This window comes from Micromonospora xinjiangensis (assembly GCF_056150165.1).
The window spans coordinates 1,291,543-1,315,212 of record NZ_JAXCFO010000001.1 but is presented as its reverse complement, the minus strand read 5'-3'; the positions used below and the strand labels follow the sequence as shown (position 1 = coordinate 1,315,212).

Sequence of the window (23,670 nt, the reverse complement as noted above, 5' to 3'; positions counted from 1 at the left end):
GCTGCGGAGGTGGCCGGTGGCGTACGTCGCCCCCAATCCCGCCACCGCCGTCGATCGAGGAGCAGCGACCCGTGGGTGATATGTCGGATGAGGGGCGTCTCGTCCTGCTCGGCGCGCCGCTGGGAAACCCGGGCGACGCCTCCGCCCGGTTCCGGGAAATGCTCGCCAGCGCCGACGTGGTGGCGGCTGAGGACACCCGCCGGCTGACCCGGCTGGCCCGGGACCTCGGCGTCACCGTGCCGGGCCGGATCGTCTCCTACTTCGAGGGCAACGAGGAGCGGCGTACGCCGGAACTGGTGGAGGTGATCAAGGCCGGCTACGTCGTCGCCCTGGTCACCGACGGCGGCATGCCCAGCGTCTCCGACCCCGGCTACCGGCTGGTCCGAGCCACGCTGGACGCGGGCGCGCCGGTCACCGCCGCGCCCGGGCCGAGCGCCGTCACCACCGCTCTCGCCCTTTCCGGGCTGCCCTCCGACCGGTTCTGTTTCGAGGGGTTCCTGCCCCGCTCGCCCGGCGCCCGGCGGTCCCGGCTGCGGGCACTCGCCGGCGAGGAACGCACCCTGGTCCTCTTCGAGGCGCCGCACCGCGTCACCGGCGCGCTGGCCGATCTGGCCGACGCGTTCGGCCCCGACCGGCCGGCCGCGCTCTGCCGGGAGTTGACCAAGACGTACGAGGAGGTGCTCCGCCGGCCTCTCGGCGAGCTGGCCCAATGGGCCGCCGAGGGCGCACCGCGCGGTGAGATCACGCTGGTGGTGGCCGGTGCGCCCGCGACCGTGTCCGAGCGCCCCGACGACGACACCCTCCGGGCGGCGGTGGCCGACCGGGAGGCGGCCGGCATGTCCCGCCGGGACGCGATCAGCGACGTCGCCACCGCCTACGGGCTGCGCCGACGGGACGTCTACGACGTCGTGCACCGCTGACCGGGTTCCCGGCGAGGCCCCCCGGCCGTCGCCCGGAGGTGCGCCAGGCGAGCCGGAGTGACGGTCACCAGGCCGCGACGAGGAAGCCGACGGTGATCAGCGCCGGGCCGGCGAACGCCGCGCCGATCGCCCAGCGTCGGGCGCGCTGCCCGGTCAGTCGGGTGGCGCCCGTCCAGCGGGCGATCCCGGCGCCGCAGCCCGCCACGGCCAGCAGACCGAGCAGCCAGCGCAGGTGCGGGCCGGTGCCGCCGGTGTCGACGTACGCGGTCCCACCGTCCGGTCCGGTCATCCGGGCCGCCAGGGTGCTGCCGGCCGCGCTCCGGTCCGAGGGCACGCCGCTCACGCGTACGCCGTGGGCCACGAAACGCCCGCCGTCGGCCGTGAAGATCCCCCGGCAGCGCTGGGCGAGCCCGCTGCCGGTGCAGTCGGTGACCACCGCCGTGCCGCCCGTGGCGTGGCCCAGCGCGACCCACAGCGGGCCGGCGCTCACCCAGGCGAAGAACGCCGCGACCAGGCTGAGCGCCAGCAGCGCGGCGAGACCGGGCAGGGGATCCGGCGGATGCGCGGTGCGGCGGGCGCGCCGGCCGCGGGCCTCGCGGGCCGGACGGTCCCGATCCTGCGCGGGCTCCTCCCGGATCGGGGTGCCGTCCCAGTGCACCTACTCGATGGGCGGCCAGAACGCCGGGTCGTCCTCGGCCGCCGCGTCGCCGCCGCCGCGGGCGAGGCGACGCCGGAGCTTCGGCTGCCGTACCGGCACGCGGCGGGGCAGCGCGTCCCGCGGCGCCCCGGTCGTCGGTTCCACCTCGTCGGCCGGCTCGTCGCGCCCCTCGGTCGGGGCGGATCCGGCCGCCCGGCGGGGCGCCGCCACCCGGGGCGGGCCGGCGGACGGCGGGTCGTCCCGGTCGGGACCGGCGGGCGGTGGGGGCGCCGGCCGCGCGGGAGGGGTGGGGCGTGCGGGGGCGGTCGGCTTGGCCGGCGGGGCCGTCTGGTCGGGCCGTGGCCTCCGGGCCGGTGGGGTGGTCTGGGGTGGCCGGCTGGGGGCGGGTGGGGTGTCCGCCCCGGGCACCGGCCGGGGCTGCGGTGCGACGCCGGCCCCACGGCCCGGGCCGGGGCGCGGGGGCCCCTCGCCGGGCGCGCGGTCCCCGGCGGCGTCCCCGCCGGCCGGAACGGTCTGCCGGCTTGGAGCGTCGCCGGCGGCGGGGTCACCCCGGCCGTGAGCGAGCGCCGCCCCCGAGGGGCGTTCGTCCTGCTTACGAGGCGCTCGTCTGCCAGCCACGACGTTCATTGCACACCCGTCGCGGGGGCGCGCCGGGCAGCTGGGGCCGCGTGTCGGGGACAAATCGGACCAACGGCCGACCCCGTCCCACCGGACCGCCGACCCGCGGGCCCTATTGGTTCGCGGCTGCCCGGCACGGGTCACTACGCTTGCTGGTCATGAGTCACGTTCTCGCGGCGGTTGCCTGGCCCTACGCCAACGGCCCGCGCCACATCGGCCACGTCTCCGGTTTCGGCGTTCCCTCCGACGTCTTCAGCCGGTACATGCGGATGGCCGGACACGACGTGCTCATGGTCTCCGGCACGGACGAGCACGGCACCCCGATCCAGGTGCAGGCCGACGCCGAGGGGGTCACCCCGCGCGAGCTGGCAGACCGCTACAACCGGGTGATCGTGGAGGACCTGCACGGCCTCGGCCTGTCCTACGACCTGTTCACCCGCACCACGACCCGCAACCACTACACGGTCGTGCAGGAGCTGTTCGAGGGGTTGTACCGCAACGGCTACATCGTGCCGAAGACCACGATGGGGGCGATCTCCCCGTCCACCGGCCGGACGCTGCCCGACCGCTACATCGAGGGCACCTGCCCGATCTGCGGCTACACCAGTGCCCGGGGCGACCAGTGCGACAACTGCGGCAACCAGCTCGACCCGATCGACCTCATCGACCCGAAGTCGAAGATCAACGGGGAGACGCCGGAGTTCGTCGAGACCGAGCACTTCTTCCTGGACCTGCCCGCCCTGGCCGACGTGCTGCGAGGATGGCTGGACACCCGGGAGGGCTGGCGCCCCAACGTGCTGCGCTTCTCGAAGAACCTCCTCGACGACCTCCAGCCCCGGGCGATCACCCGGGACCTGGAGTGGGGTGTGCCGATCCCGCTGGAGGGCTGGCGCGACCGCCCCGACAAGCGCATCTACGTCTGGTTCGACGCCGTGATCGGTTACCTCTCCGCGTCGATCGAGTGGGCCCGCCGCTCCGGCGACCCGCAGGCGTGGCGCAGGTGGTGGTCCGCCGACGGGGAGGGCAAGGACGCCCGGGCCTACTACTTCATGGGTAAGGACAACATCGTCTTCCACTCGGTGATCTGGCCGTCGCTGCTCGCCGGCTACTCGGGCGAGGGATCGCGCGACGGCGAGCCGGGCGAGCTGGGCCGGCTCAACCTGCCCACCGAGGTCGTCTCCAGCGAGTACCTGACGATGGAGGGTCGCAAGTTCTCGTCGTCCCGCCGGGTAGTCATCTACGTGCGCGACTTCCTGGAGCGCTACGACGCCGACGCGCTGCGCTACTTCATCGCCGCCGCCGGCCCGGAGAGCAACGACACCGACTTCACCTGGGCGGAGTTCCTGCGCCGCAACAACGACGAGCTGGTCGCCGGCTGGGGCAACCTGGTCAACCGGTCCATCTCGATGGCGGCGAAGAACTTCGGCGCCATCCCGCCGGTCGATCCGGCCGGGCTCACCGAGGCCGACGAGGCGCTGCTCGCCACCGCCCGGGCCGGCTTCGCCACGGTCGGCGACCTGATCGGCCGCCACCGGCAGAAGCAGGCGATCGGCGAGGCGATGCGGGTGGTCGCCGAGGCCAACCGCTACCTCTCCGAGCAGGCCCCCTGGAAGCTCAAGAGCGAGGCCGAGAAGCCCCGCATGGGCACCATCCTGCACGTCGCCCTCCAGGTGGTCAGCGACGCCAACACGCTGCTCACCCCGTTCCTGCCGCACTCCGCACAGAAGGTGCACGAGCTGCTCGGCGGCACCGGCGTGCACGCGCCCATGCCGTCGATCGTCGAGGTGGAGGACCTGGACGGCGGGCCGTCGTACCCGGTGCTCACCGGGGACTACACGCAGGGCGCGCGCTGGGAGTCCGTACCCCTGGAGGTGGGCCGGCCGCTCGCGGCGCCGAAGCCGGTGTTCCGCAAGCTCGACCCCTCCATCGTCGACGAGGAGCTGGCCCGGCTGGGCGGCTGACCGACGGCCCACGGCGCCCGTCTGGGCGTCGGACCGGGCACCGGTCGCGGAGACGGCGGTGCGGCCCGGGGCATCCCCGGACCGCACCTCACCGGCCGGCCGTTCGGGCCGGCCGTGCCCGGCCCGCGCCCCGCACCGGGCGCGGGCACGGGGTGGCGTCAGGCGCGAGCCATAGCCGGCGCGCCGATGAAGTCCATGATCGCCCTGTTGACCTCGTCGGCGTTCGTCCACGGGATGCCGTGCGGGGCACCCTTCAGCGTGATCAGCTGGCTGCCGGCGAGCATCGGTTGCAACCGCTGGCCGGTCTTCGCGTACGGCAGCACGTTGTCCTTGTCGCCCTGCACGATCAGCACCGGCACGTCGATCTGCGGCAGGTCCCCCCGGAAGTCGGTCAGCCAGGCGTCGACGGAGTCGTACGTGCCCTTCGCCGAGGCCCGCGCGCCGATCTCCCAGTGCGCCCGGTACGCCTCCTCGCTGACCAGCTTCCCCTTGTTCTCGTCCCAGTTGAAGAAGTTGTTGCAGAACTGCGTGAGGAAGGCGAACCGGTCGGAGATGATCGCCTGCTGGAACCCGTCGAAGAGGCTCTTCTCGACCCCCTCCGGGTTGTCCGACGTCTTCAGCAAGAACGGTGCCAGCGGCGCGAGCAGCACCGCGCGGTTCACCCGCTGCGACCCGTACGCGCCGAGGTAGCGGGTCACCTCACCGGTGCCCATCGAGTGCCCGATCAGGATCGTGTCGCGCAGGTCCAGCTCGGACATCAGGACGTCGAGGTCCGCGGCGAAGGTGTCGTAGTCGTAGCCCATCGTCGGCTGTGCGGAGTTGCCGAACCCCCGCCGGTCGTACGTGATCACCCGGTACCCGGCGTCGAGCAGCGGCATGGTCTGCTTCTCCCACGTCGCCCCGTTGAACGGGAAGCCGTGGATCAGCACGATCGGCTGGCCGGAGCCATGATCCTCGTAGTACAGGTCGATGGGCGCGGAGTTCTCCGTCCCCACGGTGATGAACGGCATGCTCTTCTCCTGAAGTCGGGCTCGGTTTCTCCTCGCCCGCCCGCATTCCCGCCCGGTGCGCCGATATGCCGACCGCTCAGAGGGCGTACCGGACGTCCACCACCTGGTCGTCCGTCACCTCCGGGCCCGGCGCCCAGGTCTCGTAGACGCCCCGGTCGTGGCACTGTGCCCCGGTGACCGCCACGGCGTCCGGATCCGGTCGGCGCAGCCGCAGCCGCAGCCAGCCCGCCTCCTCGCGCAGCACCAGGCAGGGCACGCCCCGCCACCGGGCGACGCGCAGCCGCCGGGCCGCCGCCTCCACCGGGTAGCGGGCCGCGCGGGTCATGGCCAGCACCCGGAACCCGCCGGGCAGGTCGGCCACCGCCTCGTACTCGTTCCCGCCGTACGCACCGACCAGCTGGGTGGAGCGGGGCGCCTCGCCGGTCGGCAGGTACTCCTGGTCCGGTGACAGCCCGGGCACGCTGGCGAGCAGGTGCCGCCACTGCGGCCCGACCATCCGCAGCCAGCCCCGCTGCTCGGCCTGGTAGGTGTAGAGCACGACCTCCACCCCCTCCGCCGGGTAGGCGAGCAGGGTGGCGTTCGCCGGCATCGGCAGGTCGGCGAACTCCCGGGTGACGAACTCCGGGATCAGTTGGGTGCTGCTGGGCACGAAACCGGTGCCGAGCACCGGGGGGCCCACCCGGTCCCGGGGGGACAGCGCGGCCAACCCGGCGTGCGCGCCGCCCACCGGCACGTCGTAGTCGTCCGGGTCGACGGCCCGCCAGCGCAGCGCGTACGCCACGTCCAGACCGTCGCGGCCCACCTCGCCGTCGGTGCGCAGCAGGGCCGCCGCGGCCGGCGTACGCAGGTGCGCGACGTCGTACTCGCGGTAGCAGAAGCCGTGCGGCAGCCAGCCCCGCACGTAGCCGGCCAACTGCTGCGCGGAGAGCATCTTCACCATCCGGGTGCCCCGCCGGATGACCGCCGACGCCCGCACCGCGGTGAGCACGGGATCGCCGGCCGCGTCCGGTCGTTGGCTGAGCTGGTGCACGTACGCCCAGCCCCGCTCCCGGTGCGCCGGCATCATGAGCGGCGTCTCCGGCTCCTCCGACGGCTCGGGCGCCCCGTGCACCGCGGTCACCTCGGTGACGTGCACGAAACGCCGCCACGGCAGGACCGAACCGGGGCGTGGCGACCACTCGAAGCCGGGCACCTCGTCGGCGCTGAACAATTCGTACGCGGCGCCCTTGGCGATCTCCTCCGCCGGATAGACGGCGCCGCCGTACGCCACCCGCAACCCGGTCCGTTCGCCCGCGGCGCCGCTGGCCTGAGGTGCGCTGCTCATCGCGTCACCTCGTCCCTGCCGGCGCGTCCCGCCCACTCGCGTCGCCGCTGTGCGCCGGCGCGAGCGCCACGCCGCGGTGCCGGATGGTTCGCTGCGTTCCGCTCGCTCACGCCGCGACCGTAGAGTCGCCCTCGGTAATCGAGGTGAACAGCAGGTGGCGGGCGGGTGGACCGGCCCGGTGTGTGATCCTTTGGTTGATGAGCCAGCCAACCGAACAGACGACCGAGTCCCGGCGCGCCCGGGCGGCGCGCCGGGCGGGTGAGTTCCCGCCCGCTCCCGAGCCGCTGCCCCGCCCGGTGCTCGACAGCCACACCCACCTGGACATCACGGTCAGCGAGGCCGGTGTGCCCGGCGGCGGCCCCACCGACGACCCGGTCGCCACCGCCATCGAGGTTGCCGCCCGCGTCGGCGTGGACCGCCTCGTGCAGGTCGGGGTGGACGTCCCCTCCTCCCGGTGGGGTGTGGAGACCGCCGAGCGGTACCCCGCGGTGGTGGCCACCGTGGCGCTGCACCCCAACGACGCGCCCCGCCTGCCCGACCTCGACGAGGCGCTGCGGGAGATCGAGGCGCTCGCCGCCCACGACCGGGTCCGCGGGGTCGGCGAGACCGGCATGGACTTCTTCCGTACCGGTGACGAGGGGCGCGCCGCGCAGGAGGAGAGCTTCCGCGCCCACATCGCCATCGCCAAGCGGTACGGCAAGGCGCTGGTCATCCACGACCGCGACGCGCACGCCGAGGTGCTGCGGATCCTCGATGACGAGGGCGCCCCGGAGACGGTCGTGCTGCACTGCTTCTCCGGTGACGCCGACTTCGCCGCCGAGTGCGTACGTCGCGGCTACCTGCTCAGCTTCGCCGGCACGGTGACGTTCGCCAGCGCGGGAGCGCTGCGGGAGGCCGCCGCGCTGACCCCGCTCGACCAGACCCTCGTGGAGACCGACGCGCCGTACCTGACCCCGACCCCGCACCGGGGCCGCCCCAACGCGTCCTACCTGGTCCCGCTGACCGTCCGGGCGCTCGCCGCGACCACCGGCGCCGACCTCGACGCGCTCTGCGCCGCCATCTCCGCGACCGGCGACCGCGTCTTCGGCCCCTGGTGAGAGCGTCGGCCCCGCACCCGGGTCCCCTCGGTGCGTCCCGACCCGGCCGCATACGCTGCTGCGCATGACCGGTCTCCTCGGCCCGGCGGAGATCCGGGAACTGGCCGCGCGGCTGGGCGTCGCACCCACGAAGAAGCTCGGGCAGAACTTCGTGCACGACCCGAACACCGTGCGGCGCATCGTCACCACCGCCGGCCTCGCCCCCGACGACGTGGCGCTGGAGGTCGGCCCCGGGCTCGGGTCGCTGACGCTGGCCCTGCTGCCGGTCGCCGCCCACGTGCACGTGGTGGAGATCGATCCGGTGCTGGCCGGGGCGCTGCCCGAGACCGCCGCCCGCCACGCCGGGCCGTACGCCGACCGGCTCACCGTGCACCACGCCGACGCGCTGCGGGTCCACGCGGCGGACCTCACCGACCCGACGCCCACCGCGCTGGTCGCGAACCTGCCGTACAACGTCGCCGTGCCGGTGGTGCTGCACCTGCTCGCCGAGCTGCCCGAGCTGCGGTACGGCCTCGTGATGGTGCAGAAGGAGGTCGCCGACCGGCTCGTCGCCGGTCCCGGCTCCAAGGTGTACGGGATCCCGTCGGTCAAGCTCGCCTGGTACGCCCGCGCCCGCGCCGCCGGGCGGGTCCCGCCGAACGTCTTCTGGCCGGTGCCGAACGTCGACTCCGGCCTGGTCGCCTTCACCCGACGGGAGCCGCCCCGCGACGACGTGCCACGGGAGCGGGTCTTCGCGGTGGTCGACGCGGCCTTCGCCCAGCGGCGCAAGACGCTGCGGGCCGCCCTGGCCGGCTGGGCCGGCGGCGCGGACCGGGCCGCCGCCGCGCTCATCGCGGCGGGGGTCGACCCGGGGGCCCGCGGCGAATCGCTCACCGTCGAGCAGTTCGCCGCCATCGCCGCGTCGGCTCCGGCCGCCGCGCCCGCCGGGCAGTAGGCTGGCGCGGTGCCCGCCGGCCACGCCGACGTGGGCATCCCGCACCACCGGCGGATCCCGGGGGATCCGCAGCACGGGTACGCGTACGACCCGGGTGGCGGCCGGCGCGAGCCGGTGGCCGACCCTGCCGAGGAGCTGATCGTGGAGAAGCCGTCCGACATCCACCCGCGTCTGCGAGGCGTCGCCCCGTGACCGAGGCCTGGCGTCCGGGGGGCGAGGACGAGCGGCGCGGCACCGGCGGCCCGGTGAAGGTCCGGGTGCCGGCGAAGGTGAACCTGCATCTCGGGGTGGGTCCGCTGCGCCGCGACGGCTACCACGAGCTGAACACCGTCTACCACGCGATCTCCATCCACGACGAGCTGACCGCGCGCCCGGGGGACCGCCTCACCCTCACCATGGAGGGCGAGGGCGCCGGCGAGCTGGCCCTGGACGACTCCAACCTGGTGATCCGCGCGGCCCACGCGCTCGCCGGGTACGCGGGGGTGCTCCCGCAGGCCCGGCTGCACCTGCGCAAGCAGATCCCGCTCGCCGGCGGGCTGGCCGGCGGCAGCGCCGACGCGGCGGCCACCCTGGTCGCCTGCGACGCCCTGTGGGGCACCGGGCTCTCCCGCGACGAGCTGGCCGGCATCGCCGCCGACCTCGGTTCGGACGTCCCGTTCCTGATCCACGGCGGCACCGCGCTCGGCACCGGCCGCGGCGAGGCGGTCAGCCCGGTGCTGGCCCGCCCGACCTCCTGGCACTGGGTGGTCGGCATCGCCGACGGCGGCCTCTCCACCCCGGCCGCCTACCGCGAGCTGGACCGGCTCCGGGAGGCCGGCACCGCCGGCCCGCCGCTCGGCAGCACCGACGGCCTGCTCGCCGCGCTGCGCCAGCGCGATCCCCGGGTGCTCGCCGCCGCGCTCGGCAACGACCTCCAGGACGCCGCCCTCGCCATGCGCCCGGCGCTGGCCGACACGCTGAAGGCCGGCGAGGCGGCCGGTGCGCTCGCCGGCATCGTCTCCGGCTCCGGGCCCACCTGCGTCTTCCTCGCCGCCGACGAGGGGCACGCCGAACGGATCGCCGCCGACCTGGCCGCCGCCGGCGTGTGCCGGGAGGTGCGGGTGGCCCACGGCCCGGTGGCCGGCGCCCGGATCGTCTGAGCCGCCCGCGGCCCCTCGGGGCGTGATCCGATCCGGATCGGCGGCACGGCGCGCCCGGGGGACGCCCCGCGCCCCGCCGGCGGCCGGGCCGCGGCGGCCGGGAGGTCCGCGTACGCTGGTAGGCCAGGCGTCCCGTGCCCGACCGGCACCGGGACGCTTTGATCATGGAAGGTAGGTCGTGGCCAACATCGTCAACCTGGACCGCGTGTCCAAGGGCTACGGGGCCGCCGGGCCCCTGCTCACCGACGTCTCCCTCGGCCTCGACGACGCCGACCGGATCGGCGTGGTCGGCCTCAACGGCGCCGGGAAGTCCACCCTGCTGCGGCTGATCACCCGCACCGAGTCGCCGGACGACGGCCGCGTCACCCACCGCCGCGACCTGCGGGTCGCCTGGCTGCCGCAGAGCCTCACCCTCGCGCCGGACGCCACCGTGCGCGACGTCGTGCTCGGCACCGAGTGGCTCGACGAGAGCATGGGCGCCGAGCACGAGTGGGCCGGCGACGCCGGCGTCCGCGCGATCCTCGACGGCCTCGGCATGCCGCACCTCGGCCTCGACCAGCCGGTCGGGCCGATGTCCGGCGGTGAGCGCCGCCGCGTCGCGCTCGCCGCCCTGCTGGTCCGCGACTCCGACCTGCTGATCCTCGACGAGCCCACCAACCACCTCGACGTCGGCGGCGTGGACTGGCTCGCCCGGCACCTGCTCGGCCGCAAGGGCGCCCTCGTCGTGGTCACCCACGACCGGTGGTTCCTCGACGCCGTCTGCACGACCACCTGGGAGGTCGCCGACCAGACCGTCCGCTCCTACGACGGCGGCTTCGCCGCCTGGACGCTCGCCCGCGCCGAGCGGGAGCGGGTGGCCGCCGCCACCGAGGCCCGCCGGCAGAACCTCCTCCGCAAGGAGATCGCCTGGCTGCGCCGCGGCGCCCCGGCCCGCACCTCCAAGCCGCGGTTCCGGATCGAGGCGGCCAACGCCCTGATCGCCGACGTCCCACCGCCGCGCGACACCATGTCGCTGCAACGGCTCGCCACCGCCCGGCTCGGCAAGCAGGTGTACGACCTGGAGAACGTCACCCTGCACGCCGGCCCCAAGGAGATCCTGCGGGACGTCACCTGGCAGGTCGGCCCCGGCGACCGGATCGCCATCCTGGGCGCGAACGGCGCCGGCAAGACCACCCTGCTGCGGATGCTGGCCGGGGTGACCCGCCCGGACGCCGGCCGCTTCGCCGCCGGCTCCACCGTCCGCCCGGCGTTCCTCTCCCAGGAGCTGGCGGAACTCCCCGGCCACCTGCGGGTGCTGGAGGCCGTCGAGGAGGTGGCCCGCCGGGTGCAGTTCGGCGACCGGGAGATCTCGGCCGCGCAGCTCGCCGAGATGTTCGGCTTCACCGACCGGCGCCTGTGGACCCCGGTCGGCGACCTCTCCGGCGGCGAGCGCCGCCGGCTGCAGATGCTCCGGCTCCTCGCCGGCGAGCCGAACGTGCTCCTCTTCGACGAGCCCACCAACGACCTGGACACCGACACGCTCGCCGCGCTGGAGGACCTGCTCGACTCCTGGCCGGGCACGCTGGTCGTGGCCAGCCACGACCGGTATCTCATCGAGCGGGTCACCGACGTCGCGTACGGCATGTTCGGCGACGGCCGGCTGGTGCATCTGCCGGGCGGGGTGGACGAGTACCTGGAGCGCGCGGCCGCCCGCCCCGGCTCGGCCCGCGCCGAGGCCGTCCCGGCGGCCACCCCGGAGGCGCCGGCGCGTTCCGGCCTCTCCGCGGCCGAGGTGCGGCAGGCCCGCAAGGAGCTGACCCGGCTCGAACGGCAGATCGGCAAGCTGGAGCAGCGTGAGGCGGCGCTGCTCGACCAGCTCGCCGAGCACGCCACCGACTACGCGAAGGTCGCCGAGCTGGACGGCCAGCTCAAGGACCTGCGGGTCGAGCGGGAACGCACCGAGGAGGCCTGGCTGGCGCTGGCGGAGGAGCTTCCCGCCGACTGACGAATGTGCGGTGGAGGTCGCGGGCCGTCCGGCGCCAGGCCGTCGGCCGACGGCCGGCGGCGAGTGGCGCGTCCCCGCGCAGGTGGGGGCCCGTGTGCGGCGTCACAATCCGACATGCGGGAGAATCGTCGTCGACCCTCACCCGAACGGCGTTGGAGACTCAGACATGGCCCACACCCCCGTCAACCACCCCGCGCGGCCGATCTACCGGGCGATCGGCGGGCTGACCGGTCTGTACCTGGTCGTCTTCGGTGTGCTCGGCATCATCGCGAGCGCCGGCGGCGAGGTCCTCGCCCAGGACGACACCCAGGTCCTGGGGCAGGGCACCAACCTCGGCTTCTCGCTGCTCAGCACCCTGCTCGGGATCCTGGTGCTCGCCGGCACCGCGCTCGGCCGCAACATCGACGTGGTGATCAACCAGTGGCTGGCGTACGTCCTCATGGCCCTCAGCCTCGCCGGGCTCGCGTTCATCCGGACCGACGCCAACATCTTCAACTTCACCGTCCCCACCGTCATCGTCCTCATGGTGGCGGGCCTGGTGCTGCTGATGGTCGGCATGTACGGCAAGGTCGGCACCGACGAGGAGAAGGAGGCGTGGCAGAAGGCCCGCCTCGTCCTGTGACTTCCCGGGCACGCCGGGACCCGACCGCTCCGGGCGGTCGGATCTGACCGTCGCCGCGGTCGGGTTCCGGTGGCACCCGTCGTGGTCCCGCTCCGTCCGGCGCCTCCGGGCAGGTGGAGCGGGACCTCTTCGTTGCCGGGCACCGACCGGTGGGTTCGCCGGACAGCCGGCACCCCGACGAGCGACAATCCTCCGGAACCGGTCATCTCGGGCGGAGGAGAGGCTCATGGCGCACTTCCCGGTGAACCATCCGGCGCGGCCGATCTACCGGGTCCTCTCCGGGCTCATCGGGCTCTACATCCTGGTCTTCGGCGCCTGGGGCGTCGCGCAGACCGCCGGCGAGGCGCTGTTCGGGCGCGGCAGCCACTGGGTGCTCGGCCTCCGCACCAACCTCGCGTTCTCGATCGCGTCGGTGATCTTCGGCGCCTTCCTGCTGATCGGCGCGTCCCGACGCACCAACCTCGGCCACTACATGAACCTGACCGCCGGGATCGTCTTCCTGGTCACCAGCATCCTCATGATGTCGCTGCTGCAGACCGAGGCGAACTTCCTCAACTTCTCCATGTCGACAGTGATCGTGTCGATGATCTTCGGCCTGGTGCTGCTCGGCACCGGCCTCTACGACAAGGTCGGCACGCCGGAGCACGCCGAGGCCGAGCGGCGCCGCCGCGACCACCAGATCTCCCAGGCGAACAGCCGCTGAGACCAGCCCGCCCGGCGCGACACCAGGCCCCGGCTCAGCGCCCCCGGGACGAGATCAGCGTCGGCTTCTGCTCCAGGTGCGACAGACCGTTCCAGGCCAGGTTCACCAGGTGCCCCGCCACCGTCTCCTTGCGCGGCTTGCGCACCTCCAGCCACCAGCGGCCCGTCAACGCCACCATGCCGACCAACGCCTGCGCGTACAGCTCGGCGAGCTTCGGGTCGTACCCCCGGCTCTTGAACTCGGCACCCAGGATGTGCTCGACCTGGTGGGCCACGTCGTTGAGCACGCTGCTGAAGTTGCCCGTCGCGGACAGCAACGGTGACTCCCGGACCAGCACCCGGAACCCGCTCGTCTCCTCCTCGATGTAGCTCAGCAGGGCCATCGCCGCCTGCTCCAGCAGCTCCCGAGGGTGACCGGCGGTCAACGCCGTGGTGATCCGGTCCAGCAGCGCCCGCACCTCCCGGTCGACGACGACCGCGTAGAGGCCCTCCTTGCCGCCGAAGTGCTCGTAGACGACCGGCTTGGAGACCTTCGCCCGCGCCGCCACCTCCTCGACCGAGGTCGCGTCGAAGCCGCGCTCCGCGAAGAGCTGCCGGCCGATCGAAATCAGCTGTTCCCGGCGCTGGGCCGCCGACATGCGCACCCGCGACGACGACTTGCCGCCGGCCGCGGGCACCGCCCGCCGCCGGCTCGTGCCATCGTCGTTGCCTGGGCTGTCCGCCATCTCGTCACCTCGCTGGCGCTCGGTGACGCCCTGCCGTGGGATGGTGCCTCCGCTGTGCCCGCTCACATCGCCGCCTCACTGGCGTACGGCCGGATGGCGCTGACGCGCCGCCCGACCGTACCCGTCCCGCGCAGGGCCCCCCTGATGCCGTGGCGCGCGACCTGCCCCCCGCCTCGTTCGGTCACCTGGCCATACTGCCAGGTAACCTCCGAGCACATCGTCCGGATCACCGGGTGGCCGGCGACACCATCTTCGCCGCGAGCCGCTCCGGCTTCGGCCAGCGCACGTCGTACGCCGCGCCGACCTTCTCGAAGAACCAGATCACCCGGGCCGAGATGTCCACCTGGCCACGCAGGACCCCGTGCCGGGCGCAGGTCGGGTCGGCGTGGTGCAGGTTGTGCCAGCTCTCGCCGAAGGAGAGGATCGCCAGCGGCCAGAAGTTGGCGGCACGGTCGCCCTGGCGCATCACGAACGGGCGCTCGCCGTAGACGTGGCAGACCGAGTTGATCGCCCACGTCACGTGGTGCAGCAGCGCGACGCGGACCAGGCCGCCCCAGAAGAGCGCGGTGAGCGCGCCCTGCCACGACCAGGTCAGCAGGCCGCCCATGAGCGCGGGGCCGAGCAGCGAGGTCGTGACGAGCAGCGGGAAGAGCCGGTCGACGCGGTTGATGTCGCGGTCGGCGACGAGATCCGGGGCGAACCGGCTCCGGTTGGACAGCTCGCGCTTGAACATCCAGCCGATGTGCGCGTGGAACAGCCCGCGGGTCAGGCCCCACACGCTCTCACCGAACCGCCAGGGGGAGTGCGGGTCGCCCTCGACGTCGGAGTACGCGTGGTGCCGGCGGTGGTCCGCCACCCACTGGATGATCTCGCCCTGCACCGCGAGCGAACCGGAGACCGCGAGGCCCACCCGCAGCCAACGGCGGGCCTTGAAGGAGCCGTGGGTGAAGTAGCGGTGGTAGCCGACCGTGACGCCGAGACCGGACAGCACGTACCAGAAGGCGGCGATGCCCACGTCGGTCCAGCTCAGCCAGCCGCCCCACGCCACCGGCACGGCGGCGACCAGGGCCAGGAACGGGATCACCACGAACGCCCAGAGGGCGATCAGAATGCCGGGCGACTGCGTGCCCTGGGTAAGCGGTTTTGGTCCGGACGCCTTCGGTTCGAGCAGAGCGGTCGACATGGCACCTCGCAGCACAGGGGTTGGGGAAGATCGGAAGCTACGCTTACGTCACCGTAACTTACGGAACCGTAGATCGCACGGGGAAGTTCGTGAAGAGGCTTCGTCGTACCGTCGCCCTAGCGTCGACCCATGACCGACCCCCTGGCCGCCGAGGTGCGCCGCCTCCGCACCGTCGAACAGCTCTCCGTTCGCCAGATCCGGGAACGCACCGGGCTGGGCCGCAACCGGGTGTACGAGTTGCTCCGAGGCGTTGCCCCACCGGAGTGGACCCGCCGCCCCAACGCGAAGGACGATCTGCGCGCCAGGGCGATCTACCTCCGCACCCGGGGATGCTCGCTGTCGGAGATCGCCAGCCGCATTGGAGTGGCGAAGTCGACGGCCTACCAGTGGGTGCGCGACGTCCCGCCCCTGGCTGACGAAGAGTCTGTCCGCGTACGGCGTCGGGCGCACGCGAAGGCCATGACGGACGCCCGCTGGGCCGCGCGCCGGGCGGAGCGTGAGGCGGCCCGTGCCGGGGTGCATGCCATGGCGTCCGCCGCGGTCGGGCGGCTCGACGACCGAGACCTGCTTCTCCTCGGGGCCGCCATCTACTGGTGCGAAGGGGCCAAGTCCAAGCCATGGCGCCGGGACGACCGTGTGCAGTTCATCAACAGCGACCGGGGCCTGTTGGCCCTGTTCCTGCGTTTCCTGGAAACCTGCGGCATCGACCGGTCGATGCCGACCTACCGCGTCAGCATCCACGAGACCGCGGACGCCGACGCCGCCGCCAGTTGGTGGGCGCACGAACTCGCTCTGCCCGTCGAACGTTTCCGCCGGCCGACGGTGAAGCGGCATCGCCCGGCCACCGTCCGCCGGAACACCGGTGCCGGCTATCACGGATGCCTTGTGATCACCGTGCCGCGTAGCCGCGAGCTCTATTGGCGGATCGAAGGTATGATCGCCGAGCTGTTCCAGAAAGCAGGCGGCGCGGGCCTTGAAATAGCGGACCGTTAGGCTTGACATTCATTGGGGTGTGGGGTAACGGCAACCCGCAGGCCTTTGGAGCCTTGAGCTCCTGGTTCGAATCCAGGCACCCCAGCTCGACACGCAGGTCCGCCGCATTCGTCACGGCCCTGCAAATGACCGGTCGATGTCTGGATAGCATGGCCGCGAACGTGTCGCCGTCCCGACGGGAGCCTCGTCGTGTCCCAGCCCCACCTCCGCACCGTTGTCGTGCTCGCCGCCGGTGAGGGCAAGCGGATGAAGTCGGCACTGCCGAAGGTGCTGCACCCGCTGCTCGGCCGTACGCTGCTGGGCCACGTGCTGAGCGCCGCGGCTCCGCTGCACGCGGATCGGACCGTGGTGGTCGTCGGTCACGGCGCTGACCAGGTCCGCGCGCACCTGAGCGAGATCGCGCCGGACGCGATCCCGGTGCTCCAGGCCCAGCAGCTCGGCACCGGTCACGCGGTGCGGATCGCGCTGGAGGCGGTGCCGGACGCCACCGGCACGGTGGTCGTGATCAACGGGGACGTGCCGCTGCTGCGCCCGGAGACGGTCAGCGCCCTGGTCCACGCGCACGAGGAGGCCGGTGCCGCCGCGACGGTGCTCGCCGCCGAGGTGCCCGACCCGACCGGCCTGGGCCGGATCGTGCGGTCGGCCGACGGCCGGTTGGAGCAGATCGTCGAGGAGCGGGACGCCACGCCGGCGCAGCGCGCCATCCGCGAGATCAACGCGGGCAGCTACGCGTTCGACGTGGTGCGGCTGCGCGACGCGCTGGGCAAGCTCTCCACCGACAACGACCAGGGCGAGGAGTACCTGACCGACGTCTTCGGCCTGCTGGGCTCGGCGGGCGAGCCGGTGACGGTGCACGTCGCGCCGGACCACGTGGAGACGCTGGGCTGCAATGACCGGGTCGAGCTGGCGGCGCTGCGCCGGCTGCTGCGCGACCGGATCAACGAGGGCTGGATGCGCACCGGGGTGAGCCTGCTCGACCCGGAGACCACCTGGATCGACGTGACCGTGGCGCTGGACCGGGACGCGGTGATCGACCAGAACACCCAGCTGCGCGGCTCCACGGTGGTCGGCTCGGGCGCGGTGGTCGGCCCGGACGTGACGCTCGTCGACACGGTGGTCGGCGAGGGCGCGACGGTGCTGCGCAGCCACGCGGTGGGCGCCGAGGTGGGCCCGGGGGCGAGCGTCGGCCCGTACGCCTATCTGCGTCCGGCCGCCCGCCTCGCGGAGAAGTCGAAGGTCGGCACGTTCGTCGAGGTGAAGAACACCGAGGTCGGCCCGGGTGCGAAGGTGCCGCACCTGTCGTACGTGGGTGACGCGACGATCGGCGCCAAGGCGAACATCGGCGCGGCGACGATCTTCGTGAACTACGACGGGGTCAACAAGCACCGGACGGTCGTCGGCGAGGGCGCGTTCATCGGCTGTGACACCAGCCTGATCGCGCCGGTCGAGGTGGGCGCCGGGGCGTACGTGGCGGCGGGGAGCGCGATCAGCCAGGACGTGCCGCCGGGCGCGTTGGCGGTGACGCGGGCGCCGCAGCGCGCCATCGAGGGCTGGGTGGCCCGTAAGCGTCCGGGCACGGTCTCGGCCGAGGCGGCGGAGCGGGCACTGCGTGCCGCCGAGGGTGGCGCGGCGGGGGGCGCGGCGGCAAGCGAAGGTGAGGCAATCCACGGGGATGCCCAGGCCCTGGGCGGGGAATCCCGTGAGGGAGATACTGCAACCGACTAGTCCCCGGCCCACCACCACCGTGCCGGGCACCACCGACCAACGGGAGCAGACGGGCCCATGGGCAGCATCGTCGCCGAAAACCGCAAGAGCCTGATGCTCTTCACCGGACGTGGCTTTCCGGAGCTGGCCAAGGAGATCGGCGAGGTGCTCGGCGTCGCGCCGACCCCGGCCGACGCGTACGAGTTCGCCAACGGCGAGATCTTCGTGCGGTACAGGGACTCCGTGCGTGGTTCGGACGCCTTCGTGGTGCAGTCCGTCACGCACGGTGTGAACACCTGGGTCATGGAGACCCTGATCATGATCGACGCGCTGAAGCGCGGCTCGGCCAAGCGGATCACCGTCGTCCTGCCGTTCTACCCGTACTCCCGGCAGGACAAGAAGCACCGCGGCCGGGAGCCGATCTCGGCCCGCCTGATCGCCGACCTGCTCAAGACCGCGGGGGCGAACCGGATCCTGACCGTGGACCTGCACACCGCGCAGATCCAGGGCTTCTTCGACGGGCCGGTCGACCACCTCTTCGCGATGGACGTCCTGGCCGAGTACGTCGAGCGGCAGTACGCGGGCCGGCCGATGACGGTCGTCGCCCCGGACTCGGGCCGGGTGCGGGTCGCCGAGCGCTGGACGGACCGCCTGGGCGGCTGTCCGCTGGCGTTCATCCACAAGACCCGGGACCCGCTGAAGCCGAACCAGGTGGTGGCGAACCGGGTCGTCGGTGACGTCGAGGGCCGGGTCTGCCTCATCGTGGACGACATGATCGACACGGGCGGCACGATCTGCCGGGCGGCCGACATCCTGAAGGAGTCCGGCGCCGCAGACGTGATCGTGGCGTCGACGCACGCGCTGCTCAGCGACCCGGCGACGGAGCGGTTGAAGAACAGCCCGATCAGCGAGGTCGTGGTGACGAACACGCTGCCGTTGCCGCCGGAGAAGCAGCTCGACAAGATCACCGTACTGTCGATCGCCCCGCTGCTGGCGCGGGCGATCCGGGAGGTCTTCGACGACGGCTCGGTGACCACCCTCTTCGGTGGCCTGAGCTGAGGGCGCGCTGACGGGTCGGTGGCTGTCGCCGACGGTCACCGACCCGGCTGCGGCACCCCGACGGGCGGGCGGGGGTCGGCAGCCCGCGGGAGGGCGGCAGACGACCCGCGGAGACGGCCTGCGGGCGGGCGTCGACCGTGATACGGGGACTGGCGGAAGGCCGGGAATTCGCTCGGGTAGACTGGTGCGGTTGCCACGGCGAGGGTGCCCGGCGGGCCGCTGACGAAGCGCCGCACGGAGGCACCGTCATCGACGCGGTGCTCCGGGCAGTCGTTCATGACGCATGAGCCCCAGCGAGCCCCTCGCCCCCAGCACCGCCAGACGACAAGCCGCCGTAGCGAAGCATCAGGAGTTTCCCCGTGTCCGAGGTAAAGATCAGCGCCGAGCCCCGCACCGAGTTCGGCAAGGGTGGTGCCCGTCGTACCCGCCGGGCCGGCAAGGTGCCCGCCGTGCTGTACGGCCACGGCGAGAAGCCGAAGCACATCGCGCTGCCGGCCCGCGAGTTCGCGGCCGCGATCCGCAAGGGTGGCGCGAACCAGCTCTTCGCCATCGAGGTGAGCGACGGCACCCAGGTGCTGGCGCTGCCGAAGGCGATCCAGCGTGACCCGATCAAGGACACCTTCGAGCACGTCGACCTGCTGCTGGTCCGCCGTGGCGAGAAGGTCACGGTCGAGGTTCCGGTCGAGCTGACCGGCGAGGCCGCGAACAACACCCTGATCGTGCACGACCACGACACCCTCTCGGTGACCGCCGACGCGACCCGCGTGCCGGACCACCTGGAGGCCTCGATCGAGGGTGCCGAGCCGGGCGTCCAGGTGACCGCCGCCGACGTGAAGCTGCCGAGCGGCGTCGAGCTGGCCGCCGACCCGGAGCTGCCGGTCGCCACGGTGACCGCGGCGCCGACGGCCGAGCAGCTCGAGGCCACCCTGCCCGAGGTCGAGGAGGCCACCGAGGAGGCCGAGGCCGAGGTCGGCGAGGTCACCGAGGGTTCCGAGGGTGCGGAGGCCGCTCCGGCCGCCGAGGGCGAGGAGAACGCCGAGGCGCGCACCCAGGCCTGATTTTCGGCCGCATGCCGTGCGACAGGCGTCCCCGAGCCGTCGGGGGCGCCTGTCGGCGTATCAGGGTCCGGGTGACGGGGACTGCGGGAAGGGCGAGTGGTGACGGACGAGGCGGGGCCGTGGCTGGTGGTCGGCCTGGGCAACCCGGGCAGGGAGTACGCCGGTAACCGGCACAACGTCGGTTTCATGGTGGCGGACCTGCTCGCGCAGCGGGTGGGTGCGAGGTTCGGGCGGCACCGGCGGGCGGTGGCGGAGGTGGCCGAGGGGCGGTTGGGCTTCGGCGGCCCGCGGCTGGTGCTGGTGAAGCCGCTGACCTATATGAACCTGTCCGGTGGGCCGGTGGCCGCGCTGGCCCAGTTCTACAAGGTGGTGCCGGGGCAGGTCGTCGCGGTGCACGACGAGCTGGACATCGGCTACGGGCAGCTGCGGGTGAAGTGCGGTGGCGGCGAGGGCGGCCACAACGGGCTGCGTTCGATGACGAAGTCGCTCGGCACGAAGGACTACGTGCGGGTGCGGTTCGGCATCGGTCGCCCGCCGGGGCGGCAGGACCCGGCCGACTACGTACTGTCGGATTTCGGCTCGGTCGAGCGCAAGGAGCTGGATTTCCTGGTCGACCGGGCGGCTGACGTGGTGGAGTCGGTCATCACCCGGGGCGTCGAGCCCACGCAGAACCTCTACCACGGCGGCTGAGCCGGGCGGGGCGTACGCGTCTCCACCGGCGCGGGCCGGTAGTCTGCGCCTTTCGATGTGGGCGACCGGTGGCGCGGGTCGCGGGGGACGATCCGGGCCGTGGCGAGGCGACGGGAGCGGGACCATGGGCAGTCCTCCGATGATCGACGGTGCGTTCGCCCGGTGGCTGGCGGCGCGGGCGGGCCAGGCGCTGCTGGGGTTGCGGACGGAGATGGGGTTCGCCGACCCGGGGGCGTTGAAGTCGGCCGGGGACAAAATCTCGCACGACCTGATCCGTACGGAGCTGGCGAAGTGGCGTCCGGGTGACGGGGTGCTCTCCGAGGAGGACGAGGGGTCGCGCCTGGCCTGGGCGGCGGAGGTGAACGCCGGGACGGTGTCGCGGTTGACCGCGGACCGGGTCTGGATCGTGGACCCGCTGGACGGCACCCGGGAGTTCGCCGAGGACGGCCGGTCGGACTGGGCGGTGCACGTGGCGCTCTGGTCGCGCACCGCGCCGACCCCGCACGGGCTGGTCGCCGCGGCGGTCGGGCTGCCCGCGCAGCACCGGGTGCTGGCCACGGACTATCCGCCGGCCTACCCGCCGATGACGCTGGAGGCGGCGACCGCCGGCGGCCGGGTGATCCGGTTGGCGGCGAGCCGGAGCCGGCCGCCGGTGTTCCTGACCGACCTCGCCGAGGACGTGGGGGCGCACCTGGTGCCGATGGGGTCGGCCGGGGCGAAGATCGCCGCGGTGGTGACCGGTGAGGTCGACGCGTACATCCACGCCGGTGGTCAGTACGAGTGGGACTCGGCGGCGCCGGTGGCTGTGGCGACGGCCACCGGACTCCACGCTTCCCGGATCGATGGTTCTGCGCTGAAATACAACGAGGCGGATCCGCGCCTGCCTGACCTGCTGGTCTGTCGCAAGGATCTCGCCCCCCGGTTGCTTGCGGCGCTGCAGAGGCATTCCGGGTAGCCTGAGCGCACTTCTTGACATGCCCGACCTGAAAGGTCTGGAAATCGGATGAGCGAGCGAATCGAGCCCGGGTCATGACCGCCCCCGCCTACCAGGTCTCGCACCTCGACGCCTTGGAGGCCGAGAGCGTCTTCGTGATGCGCGAGGTGGTCGCCGAGATGGAGCGGCCGGTGCTGCTCTTCTCCGGCGGCAAGGACTCGATCGTGATGCTGCGGCTGGCGCAGAAGGCGTTCGCGCCGGCGAACGTGCCGTTCCCCGTGATGCACGTCGACACGGGGCACAACTTCCCGGAGGTCCTGGACTACCGCGACCGTCGGGTGGCGGAGCTGGGCCTGCACCTGGTGGTGGCGAGCGTGCCGGACGCGCTGGCGCGCGGCCTGGTGCGCGAGTCGCCCGACGGCACGCGCAACCGGATCCAGACCCCGGTGCTGCTGGAGGCGGTGGAGCGGCACCGCTTCGACGCCCTCTTCGGTGGCGCCCGCCGGGACGAGGAGAAGGCCCGGGCGAAGGAGCGGGTGTTCAGCTTCCGCGACGAGTTCGGCCAGTGGGACCCGAAGAACCAGCGCCCCGAGCTGTGGGCGCTCTACAACGGCCGGCACCACCCGGGCGAGTCGATCCGGGTGTTCCCGCTGTCGAACTGGACCGAGTTGGACGTCTGGCACTACATCGCCCGGGAGCGGATCGAGCTGCCGTCGATCTACTACGCGCACGAGCGTGAGGTGGTCGAGCGCGACGGCATGCTCTACGCGGTCAACGAGTTCATCCGGCCCCGGGCGGGTGAGGAGCAGTTCAAGGCGCGGGTGCGGTACCGGACGGTGGGCGACGCGTCCTGCACGGCCGCGGTGCGTTCGGACGCCGACACGGTGGAGAAGGTCATCGAGGAGGTCGCGGCGACCCGGATCACCGAGCGGGGCGCGACCCGCGGTGACGACCGGGTCAGCGAGGCCGCCATGGAGGACCGCAAGCGGGAGGGTTACTTCTGATGACCGTGGAGATCGCCGCGCCGGCCGGCGCGGACGCGGCGTCCGCCGGGGCGCGGCGCATGGACCTGCTGCGCTTCGCCACCGCGGGCAGTGTGGACGACGGCAAGTCGACGCTGATCGGCCGGCTGCTCTACGACACGAAGTCGCTCTTCACCGACCAGTTGGCCGCCGTGGAGGCGGTCAGCGCGGCGCGCGGCGACGAGTACACGAACCTGGCGCTGCTCACCGACGGCCTGCGGGCGGAGCGGGAGCAGGGCATCACGATCGACGTGGCCTACCGGTACTTCGCCACACCGCGGCGGAAGTTCATCATCGCCGACACCCCGGGGCACATCCAGTACACCCGGAACATGGTCACCGGGGCGTCCACGGCGGACCTGGCGCTGATCCTCGTCGACGCGCGCAAGGGCCTGGTGGAGCAGTCCCGCCGGCACGCGTTCCTCTGCTCCCTGCTGCGGGTGCCGCACCTGGTGCTGTGCGTCAACAAGATGGACCTGGTCGACTTCTCGCAGGAGGTCTTCGAGCGGATCGCCGACGAGTTCACGGCGTTCGCCGCGAAGCTCGACGTGCCGGACCTGACGGTGGTGCCGGTCTCCGCGCTGAAGGGCGACAACATCGTCACCCGGTCGGAGAACATGCCCTGGTACGAGGGGCCAGCGCTGCTGCACCACCTGGAGCGGGTGCACATCGCCAGCGACCGCAACCTGGTCGACGTCCGTTTCCCGGTGCAGTACGTGATCCGTCCGCAGTCGACGACCGTCACCGACTACCGGGGCTACGCGGGGCAGGTCGCCTCCGGGGTGCTGAAGCCGGGCGACGAGGTGATGGTGCTGCCGTCCGGCTTCACCAGCCGGATCGCCTCGGTGGAGACCGCCGACGGGCCGGTCGCCGAGGCGTTCCCGCCGATGTCGGTGACCGTGCGGCTGACCGACGAGATCGACATCTCGCGGGGCGACATGATCTGCCGGCCGAACAACGCCCCGGCGGTGGCGCAGGACATCGAGGCGATGGTCTGCTGGATGGACGAGACCCGACCGCTCCAGGTCGGCGGCAAGTACGCGATCAAGCACACGACCCGGTCGGCCCGGGCGATCGTCCGGGGGCTGCACTACCGGCTCGACATCAACTCGCTGCACCGCGACGACTCGGCGGCCGAGCTGCGGCTCAACGAGATCGGCCGGGTGCGGCTGCGCACGACGGTCCCGCTGCTGGCCGACGAGTACCGCCGCAACCGCACCACGGGCGGGTTCATCATCATCGACGAGACGACCAACCGTACGGTGGGCGCCGGCATGATCGTCGAGGCCGGCTGACGGGTCCGGCGCGGCTCGGGAGGCCGTCGGCGGACCTC

23 protein-coding genes and 1 tRNA gene are annotated in these 23,670 nt (G+C 73.0%); 18 read left to right on the top strand and 6 right to left on the bottom strand.

Annotated features, from left to right (window positions below; translation table 11 throughout):
- Positions 1–80: 80 nt before the first annotated feature.
- Positions 81–920, top strand: coding sequence for a 16S rRNA (cytidine(1402)-2'-O)-methyltransferase (gene rsmI, locus SM573_RS06260; protein WP_474615744.1), 840 nt, complete (start codon positions 81–83; stop codon positions 918–920).
- A gap of 64 nt (positions 921–984) precedes the next feature.
- Here the strand turns inward: rsmI and SM573_RS06255 are convergent, their stop codons facing one another.
- On the bottom strand, positions 985–1,578 hold the full coding sequence (locus tag SM573_RS06255; RefSeq protein WP_474615658.1) for a hypothetical protein: 594 nt from the start codon (positions 1,576–1,578) through the stop codon (positions 985–987).
- The gene (locus SM573_RS06250) at positions 1,579–1,722 is read right to left on the bottom strand and encodes a hypothetical protein (protein ID WP_474615657.1); all 144 of its coding nucleotides are present in this window, start codon (positions 1,720–1,722) and stop codon (positions 1,579–1,581) included. It abuts the gene before it with no gap.
- Positions 1,723–2,354: 632 nt separating this feature from the next.
- Here SM573_RS06250 and metG point away from each other — a divergent pair.
- Positions 2,355–4,157: a methionine--tRNA ligase gene (gene metG, locus SM573_RS06245; protein ID WP_474615656.1), complete on the top strand. Its 1,803-nt coding sequence runs from the start codon at positions 2,355–2,357 to the stop codon at positions 4,155–4,157.
- A 158-nt stretch (positions 4,158–4,315) separates the two neighbouring features.
- On the opposite strand, the gene SM573_RS06240 is transcribed toward metG, so the two are convergent.
- Complete coding sequence (locus SM573_RS06240; protein ID WP_474611610.1) at positions 4,316–5,167, bottom strand: alpha/beta fold hydrolase; 852 nt, start codon at positions 5,165–5,167, stop codon at positions 4,316–4,318.
- A gap of 76 nt (positions 5,168–5,243) precedes the next feature.
- On the bottom strand, positions 5,244–6,491 hold the full coding sequence (locus SM573_RS06235; RefSeq protein WP_474615655.1) for a hypothetical protein: 1,248 nt from the start codon (positions 6,489–6,491) through the stop codon (positions 5,244–5,246).
- Between the two features lie 197 nt (positions 6,492–6,688).
- Between SM573_RS06235 and SM573_RS06230 the strand changes: the two genes are divergently transcribed.
- From SM573_RS06230 to SM573_RS06200, 7 genes are all read left to right on the top strand, one after another.
- Positions 6,689–7,588 carry a TatD family hydrolase gene (locus SM573_RS06230; RefSeq protein ID WP_474615654.1) on the top strand — a complete coding sequence of 300 codons (900 nt, stop codon included), beginning with the start codon at positions 6,689–6,691 and terminating at the stop codon, positions 7,586–7,588.
- A gap of 64 nt (positions 7,589–7,652) precedes the next feature.
- Positions 7,653–8,522 carry a 16S rRNA (adenine(1518)-N(6)/adenine(1519)-N(6))-dimethyltransferase RsmA gene (gene rsmA, locus SM573_RS06225; protein WP_474615653.1) on the top strand — a complete coding sequence of 290 codons (870 nt, stop codon included), beginning with the start codon at positions 7,653–7,655 and terminating at the stop codon, positions 8,520–8,522.
- A gap of 9 nt (positions 8,523–8,531) precedes the next feature.
- Complete coding sequence (locus tag SM573_RS06220) at positions 8,532–8,714, top strand: Uma2 family endonuclease (RefSeq protein ID WP_474611614.1); 183 nt, start codon at positions 8,532–8,534, stop codon at positions 8,712–8,714.
- Complete coding sequence (locus SM573_RS06215; RefSeq protein WP_474611615.1) at positions 8,711–9,661, top strand: 4-(cytidine 5'-diphospho)-2-C-methyl-D-erythritol kinase; 951 nt, start codon at positions 8,711–8,713, stop codon at positions 9,659–9,661. The genes SM573_RS06220 and SM573_RS06215 overlap by 4 nt, the downstream gene beginning before the upstream one ends.
- Before the next feature lie 178 nt (positions 9,662–9,839).
- On the top strand, positions 9,840–11,645 hold the full coding sequence (locus tag SM573_RS06210) for an ABC-F family ATP-binding cassette domain-containing protein (RefSeq protein ID WP_474611616.1): 1,806 nt from the start codon (positions 9,840–9,842) through the stop codon (positions 11,643–11,645).
- 166 nt (positions 11,646–11,811) lie between these two features.
- Positions 11,812–12,267 (top strand): DUF4383 domain-containing protein, encoded by a 456-nt coding sequence (locus tag SM573_RS06205; RefSeq protein ID WP_474615652.1) that lies wholly within the window; start codon positions 11,812–11,814, stop codon positions 12,265–12,267.
- A 226-nt stretch (positions 12,268–12,493) separates the two neighbouring features.
- On the top strand, positions 12,494–12,970 hold the full coding sequence (locus SM573_RS06200; protein ID WP_474611618.1) for a DUF4383 domain-containing protein: 477 nt from the start codon (positions 12,494–12,496) through the stop codon (positions 12,968–12,970).
- 34 nt (positions 12,971–13,004) lie between these two features.
- Here SM573_RS06200 and SM573_RS06195 read toward each other — a convergent pair whose 3' ends face one another.
- Positions 13,005–13,694, bottom strand: coding sequence for a TetR/AcrR family transcriptional regulator (locus SM573_RS06195; RefSeq protein WP_474611619.1), 690 nt, complete (start codon positions 13,692–13,694; stop codon positions 13,005–13,007).
- A 226-nt stretch (positions 13,695–13,920) separates the two neighbouring features.
- On the bottom strand, positions 13,921–14,877 hold the full coding sequence (locus SM573_RS06190; RefSeq protein ID WP_474611620.1) for an acyl-CoA desaturase: 957 nt from the start codon (positions 14,875–14,877) through the stop codon (positions 13,921–13,923).
- A gap of 129 nt (positions 14,878–15,006) precedes the next feature.
- On the opposite strand from SM573_RS06190, the gene SM573_RS06185 reads away from it, so the two are divergent.
- The 9 genes from SM573_RS06185 to cysN all read left to right on the top strand — a co-directional run bounded on the left by SM573_RS06185 (position 15,007) and on the right by cysN (position 23,632).
- Entirely contained in the window at positions 15,007–15,870 is an 864-nt protein-coding gene (locus SM573_RS06185; protein ID WP_474615651.1) for a helix-turn-helix domain-containing protein, read from the top strand.
- A 13-nt stretch (positions 15,871–15,883) separates the two neighbouring features.
- Positions 15,884–15,955: transfer RNA gene (locus SM573_RS06180), tRNA-Gln, on the top strand.
- Positions 15,956–16,059: 104 nt separating this feature from the next.
- Positions 16,060–17,595: a bifunctional UDP-N-acetylglucosamine diphosphorylase/glucosamine-1-phosphate N-acetyltransferase GlmU gene (glmU, locus tag SM573_RS06175; protein ID WP_474611622.1), complete on the top strand. Its 1,536-nt coding sequence runs from the start codon at positions 16,060–16,062 to the stop codon at positions 17,593–17,595.
- Positions 17,596–17,652: 57 nt separating this feature from the next.
- Positions 17,653–18,633, top strand: a complete 981-nt coding sequence (locus tag SM573_RS06170) for a ribose-phosphate diphosphokinase (RefSeq protein WP_474611623.1) — start codon at positions 17,653–17,655, stop codon at positions 18,631–18,633.
- A gap of 359 nt (positions 18,634–18,992) precedes the next feature.
- Entirely contained in the window at positions 18,993–19,691 is a 699-nt protein-coding gene (locus SM573_RS06165; RefSeq protein ID WP_474611624.1) for a 50S ribosomal protein L25/general stress protein Ctc, read from the top strand.
- Between the two features lie 99 nt (positions 19,692–19,790).
- The gene (gene pth, locus SM573_RS06160; protein WP_474611625.1) at positions 19,791–20,381 is read left to right on the top strand and encodes an aminoacyl-tRNA hydrolase; all 591 of its coding nucleotides are present in this window, start codon (positions 19,791–19,793) and stop codon (positions 20,379–20,381) included.
- A 124-nt stretch (positions 20,382–20,505) separates the two neighbouring features.
- Positions 20,506–21,336, top strand: coding sequence for an inositol monophosphatase family protein (locus SM573_RS06155; RefSeq protein WP_474611626.1), 831 nt, complete (start codon positions 20,506–20,508; stop codon positions 21,334–21,336).
- Positions 21,337–21,410: 74 nt separating this feature from the next.
- A complete protein-coding gene (gene cysD, locus SM573_RS06150; protein ID WP_474611627.1) occupies positions 21,411–22,319 on the top strand; it encodes a sulfate adenylyltransferase subunit CysD in 909 nt (302 codons plus the stop codon).
- Positions 22,319–23,632: a sulfate adenylyltransferase subunit CysN gene (cysN, locus tag SM573_RS06145; protein WP_474611628.1), complete on the top strand. Its 1,314-nt coding sequence runs from the start codon at positions 22,319–22,321 to the stop codon at positions 23,630–23,632. Before cysD ends, cysN begins: the two co-directional genes overlap by 1 nt.
- Positions 23,633–23,670: the final 38 nt, after the last annotated feature.

Excerpts from the sequence above, each read along its gene's own strand:
- rsmI (WP_474615744.1), top strand. The coding sequence starts at position 81 with ATGTCGGATGAGGGGCGTCTCGTCCTGCTCGGCGCGCCGCTGGGAAAC.
- metG (WP_474615656.1), top strand. The coding sequence starts at position 2,355 with ATGAGTCACGTTCTCGCGGCGGTTGCCTGGCCCTACGCCAACGGCCCG.
- SM573_RS06240 (WP_474611610.1), bottom strand. The coding sequence starts at position 5,167 with ATGCCGTTCATCACCGTGGGGACGGAGAACTCCGCGCCCATCGACCTG.
- SM573_RS06235 (WP_474615655.1), bottom strand. The coding sequence starts at position 6,491 with ATGAGCAGCGCACCTCAGGCCAGCGGCGCCGCGGGCGAACGGACCGGG.
- SM573_RS06230 (WP_474615654.1), top strand. The coding sequence starts at position 6,689 with ATGAGCCAGCCAACCGAACAGACGACCGAGTCCCGGCGCGCCCGGGCG.
- rsmA (WP_474615653.1), top strand. The coding sequence starts at position 7,653 with ATGACCGGTCTCCTCGGCCCGGCGGAGATCCGGGAACTGGCCGCGCGG.
- SM573_RS06205 (WP_474615652.1), top strand. The coding sequence starts at position 11,812 with ATGGCCCACACCCCCGTCAACCACCCCGCGCGGCCGATCTACCGGGCG.
- SM573_RS06200 (WP_474611618.1), top strand. The coding sequence starts at position 12,494 with ATGGCGCACTTCCCGGTGAACCATCCGGCGCGGCCGATCTACCGGGTC.
- SM573_RS06195 (WP_474611619.1), bottom strand. The coding sequence starts at position 13,694 with ATGGCGGACAGCCCAGGCAACGACGATGGCACGAGCCGGCGGCGGGCG.
- SM573_RS06190 (WP_474611620.1), bottom strand. The coding sequence starts at position 14,877 with ATGTCGACCGCTCTGCTCGAACCGAAGGCGTCCGGACCAAAACCGCTT.
- SM573_RS06185 (WP_474615651.1), top strand. The coding sequence starts at position 15,007 with ATGACCGACCCCCTGGCCGCCGAGGTGCGCCGCCTCCGCACCGTCGAA.
- SM573_RS06170 (WP_474611623.1), top strand. The coding sequence starts at position 17,653 with ATGGGCAGCATCGTCGCCGAAAACCGCAAGAGCCTGATGCTCTTCACC.
- SM573_RS06155 (WP_474611626.1), top strand. The coding sequence starts at position 20,506 with ATGGGCAGTCCTCCGATGATCGACGGTGCGTTCGCCCGGTGGCTGGCG.
- cysD (WP_474611627.1), top strand. The coding sequence starts at position 21,411 with ATGACCGCCCCCGCCTACCAGGTCTCGCACCTCGACGCCTTGGAGGCC.
- cysN (WP_474611628.1), top strand. The coding sequence starts at position 22,319 with ATGACCGTGGAGATCGCCGCGCCGGCCGGCGCGGACGCGGCGTCCGCC.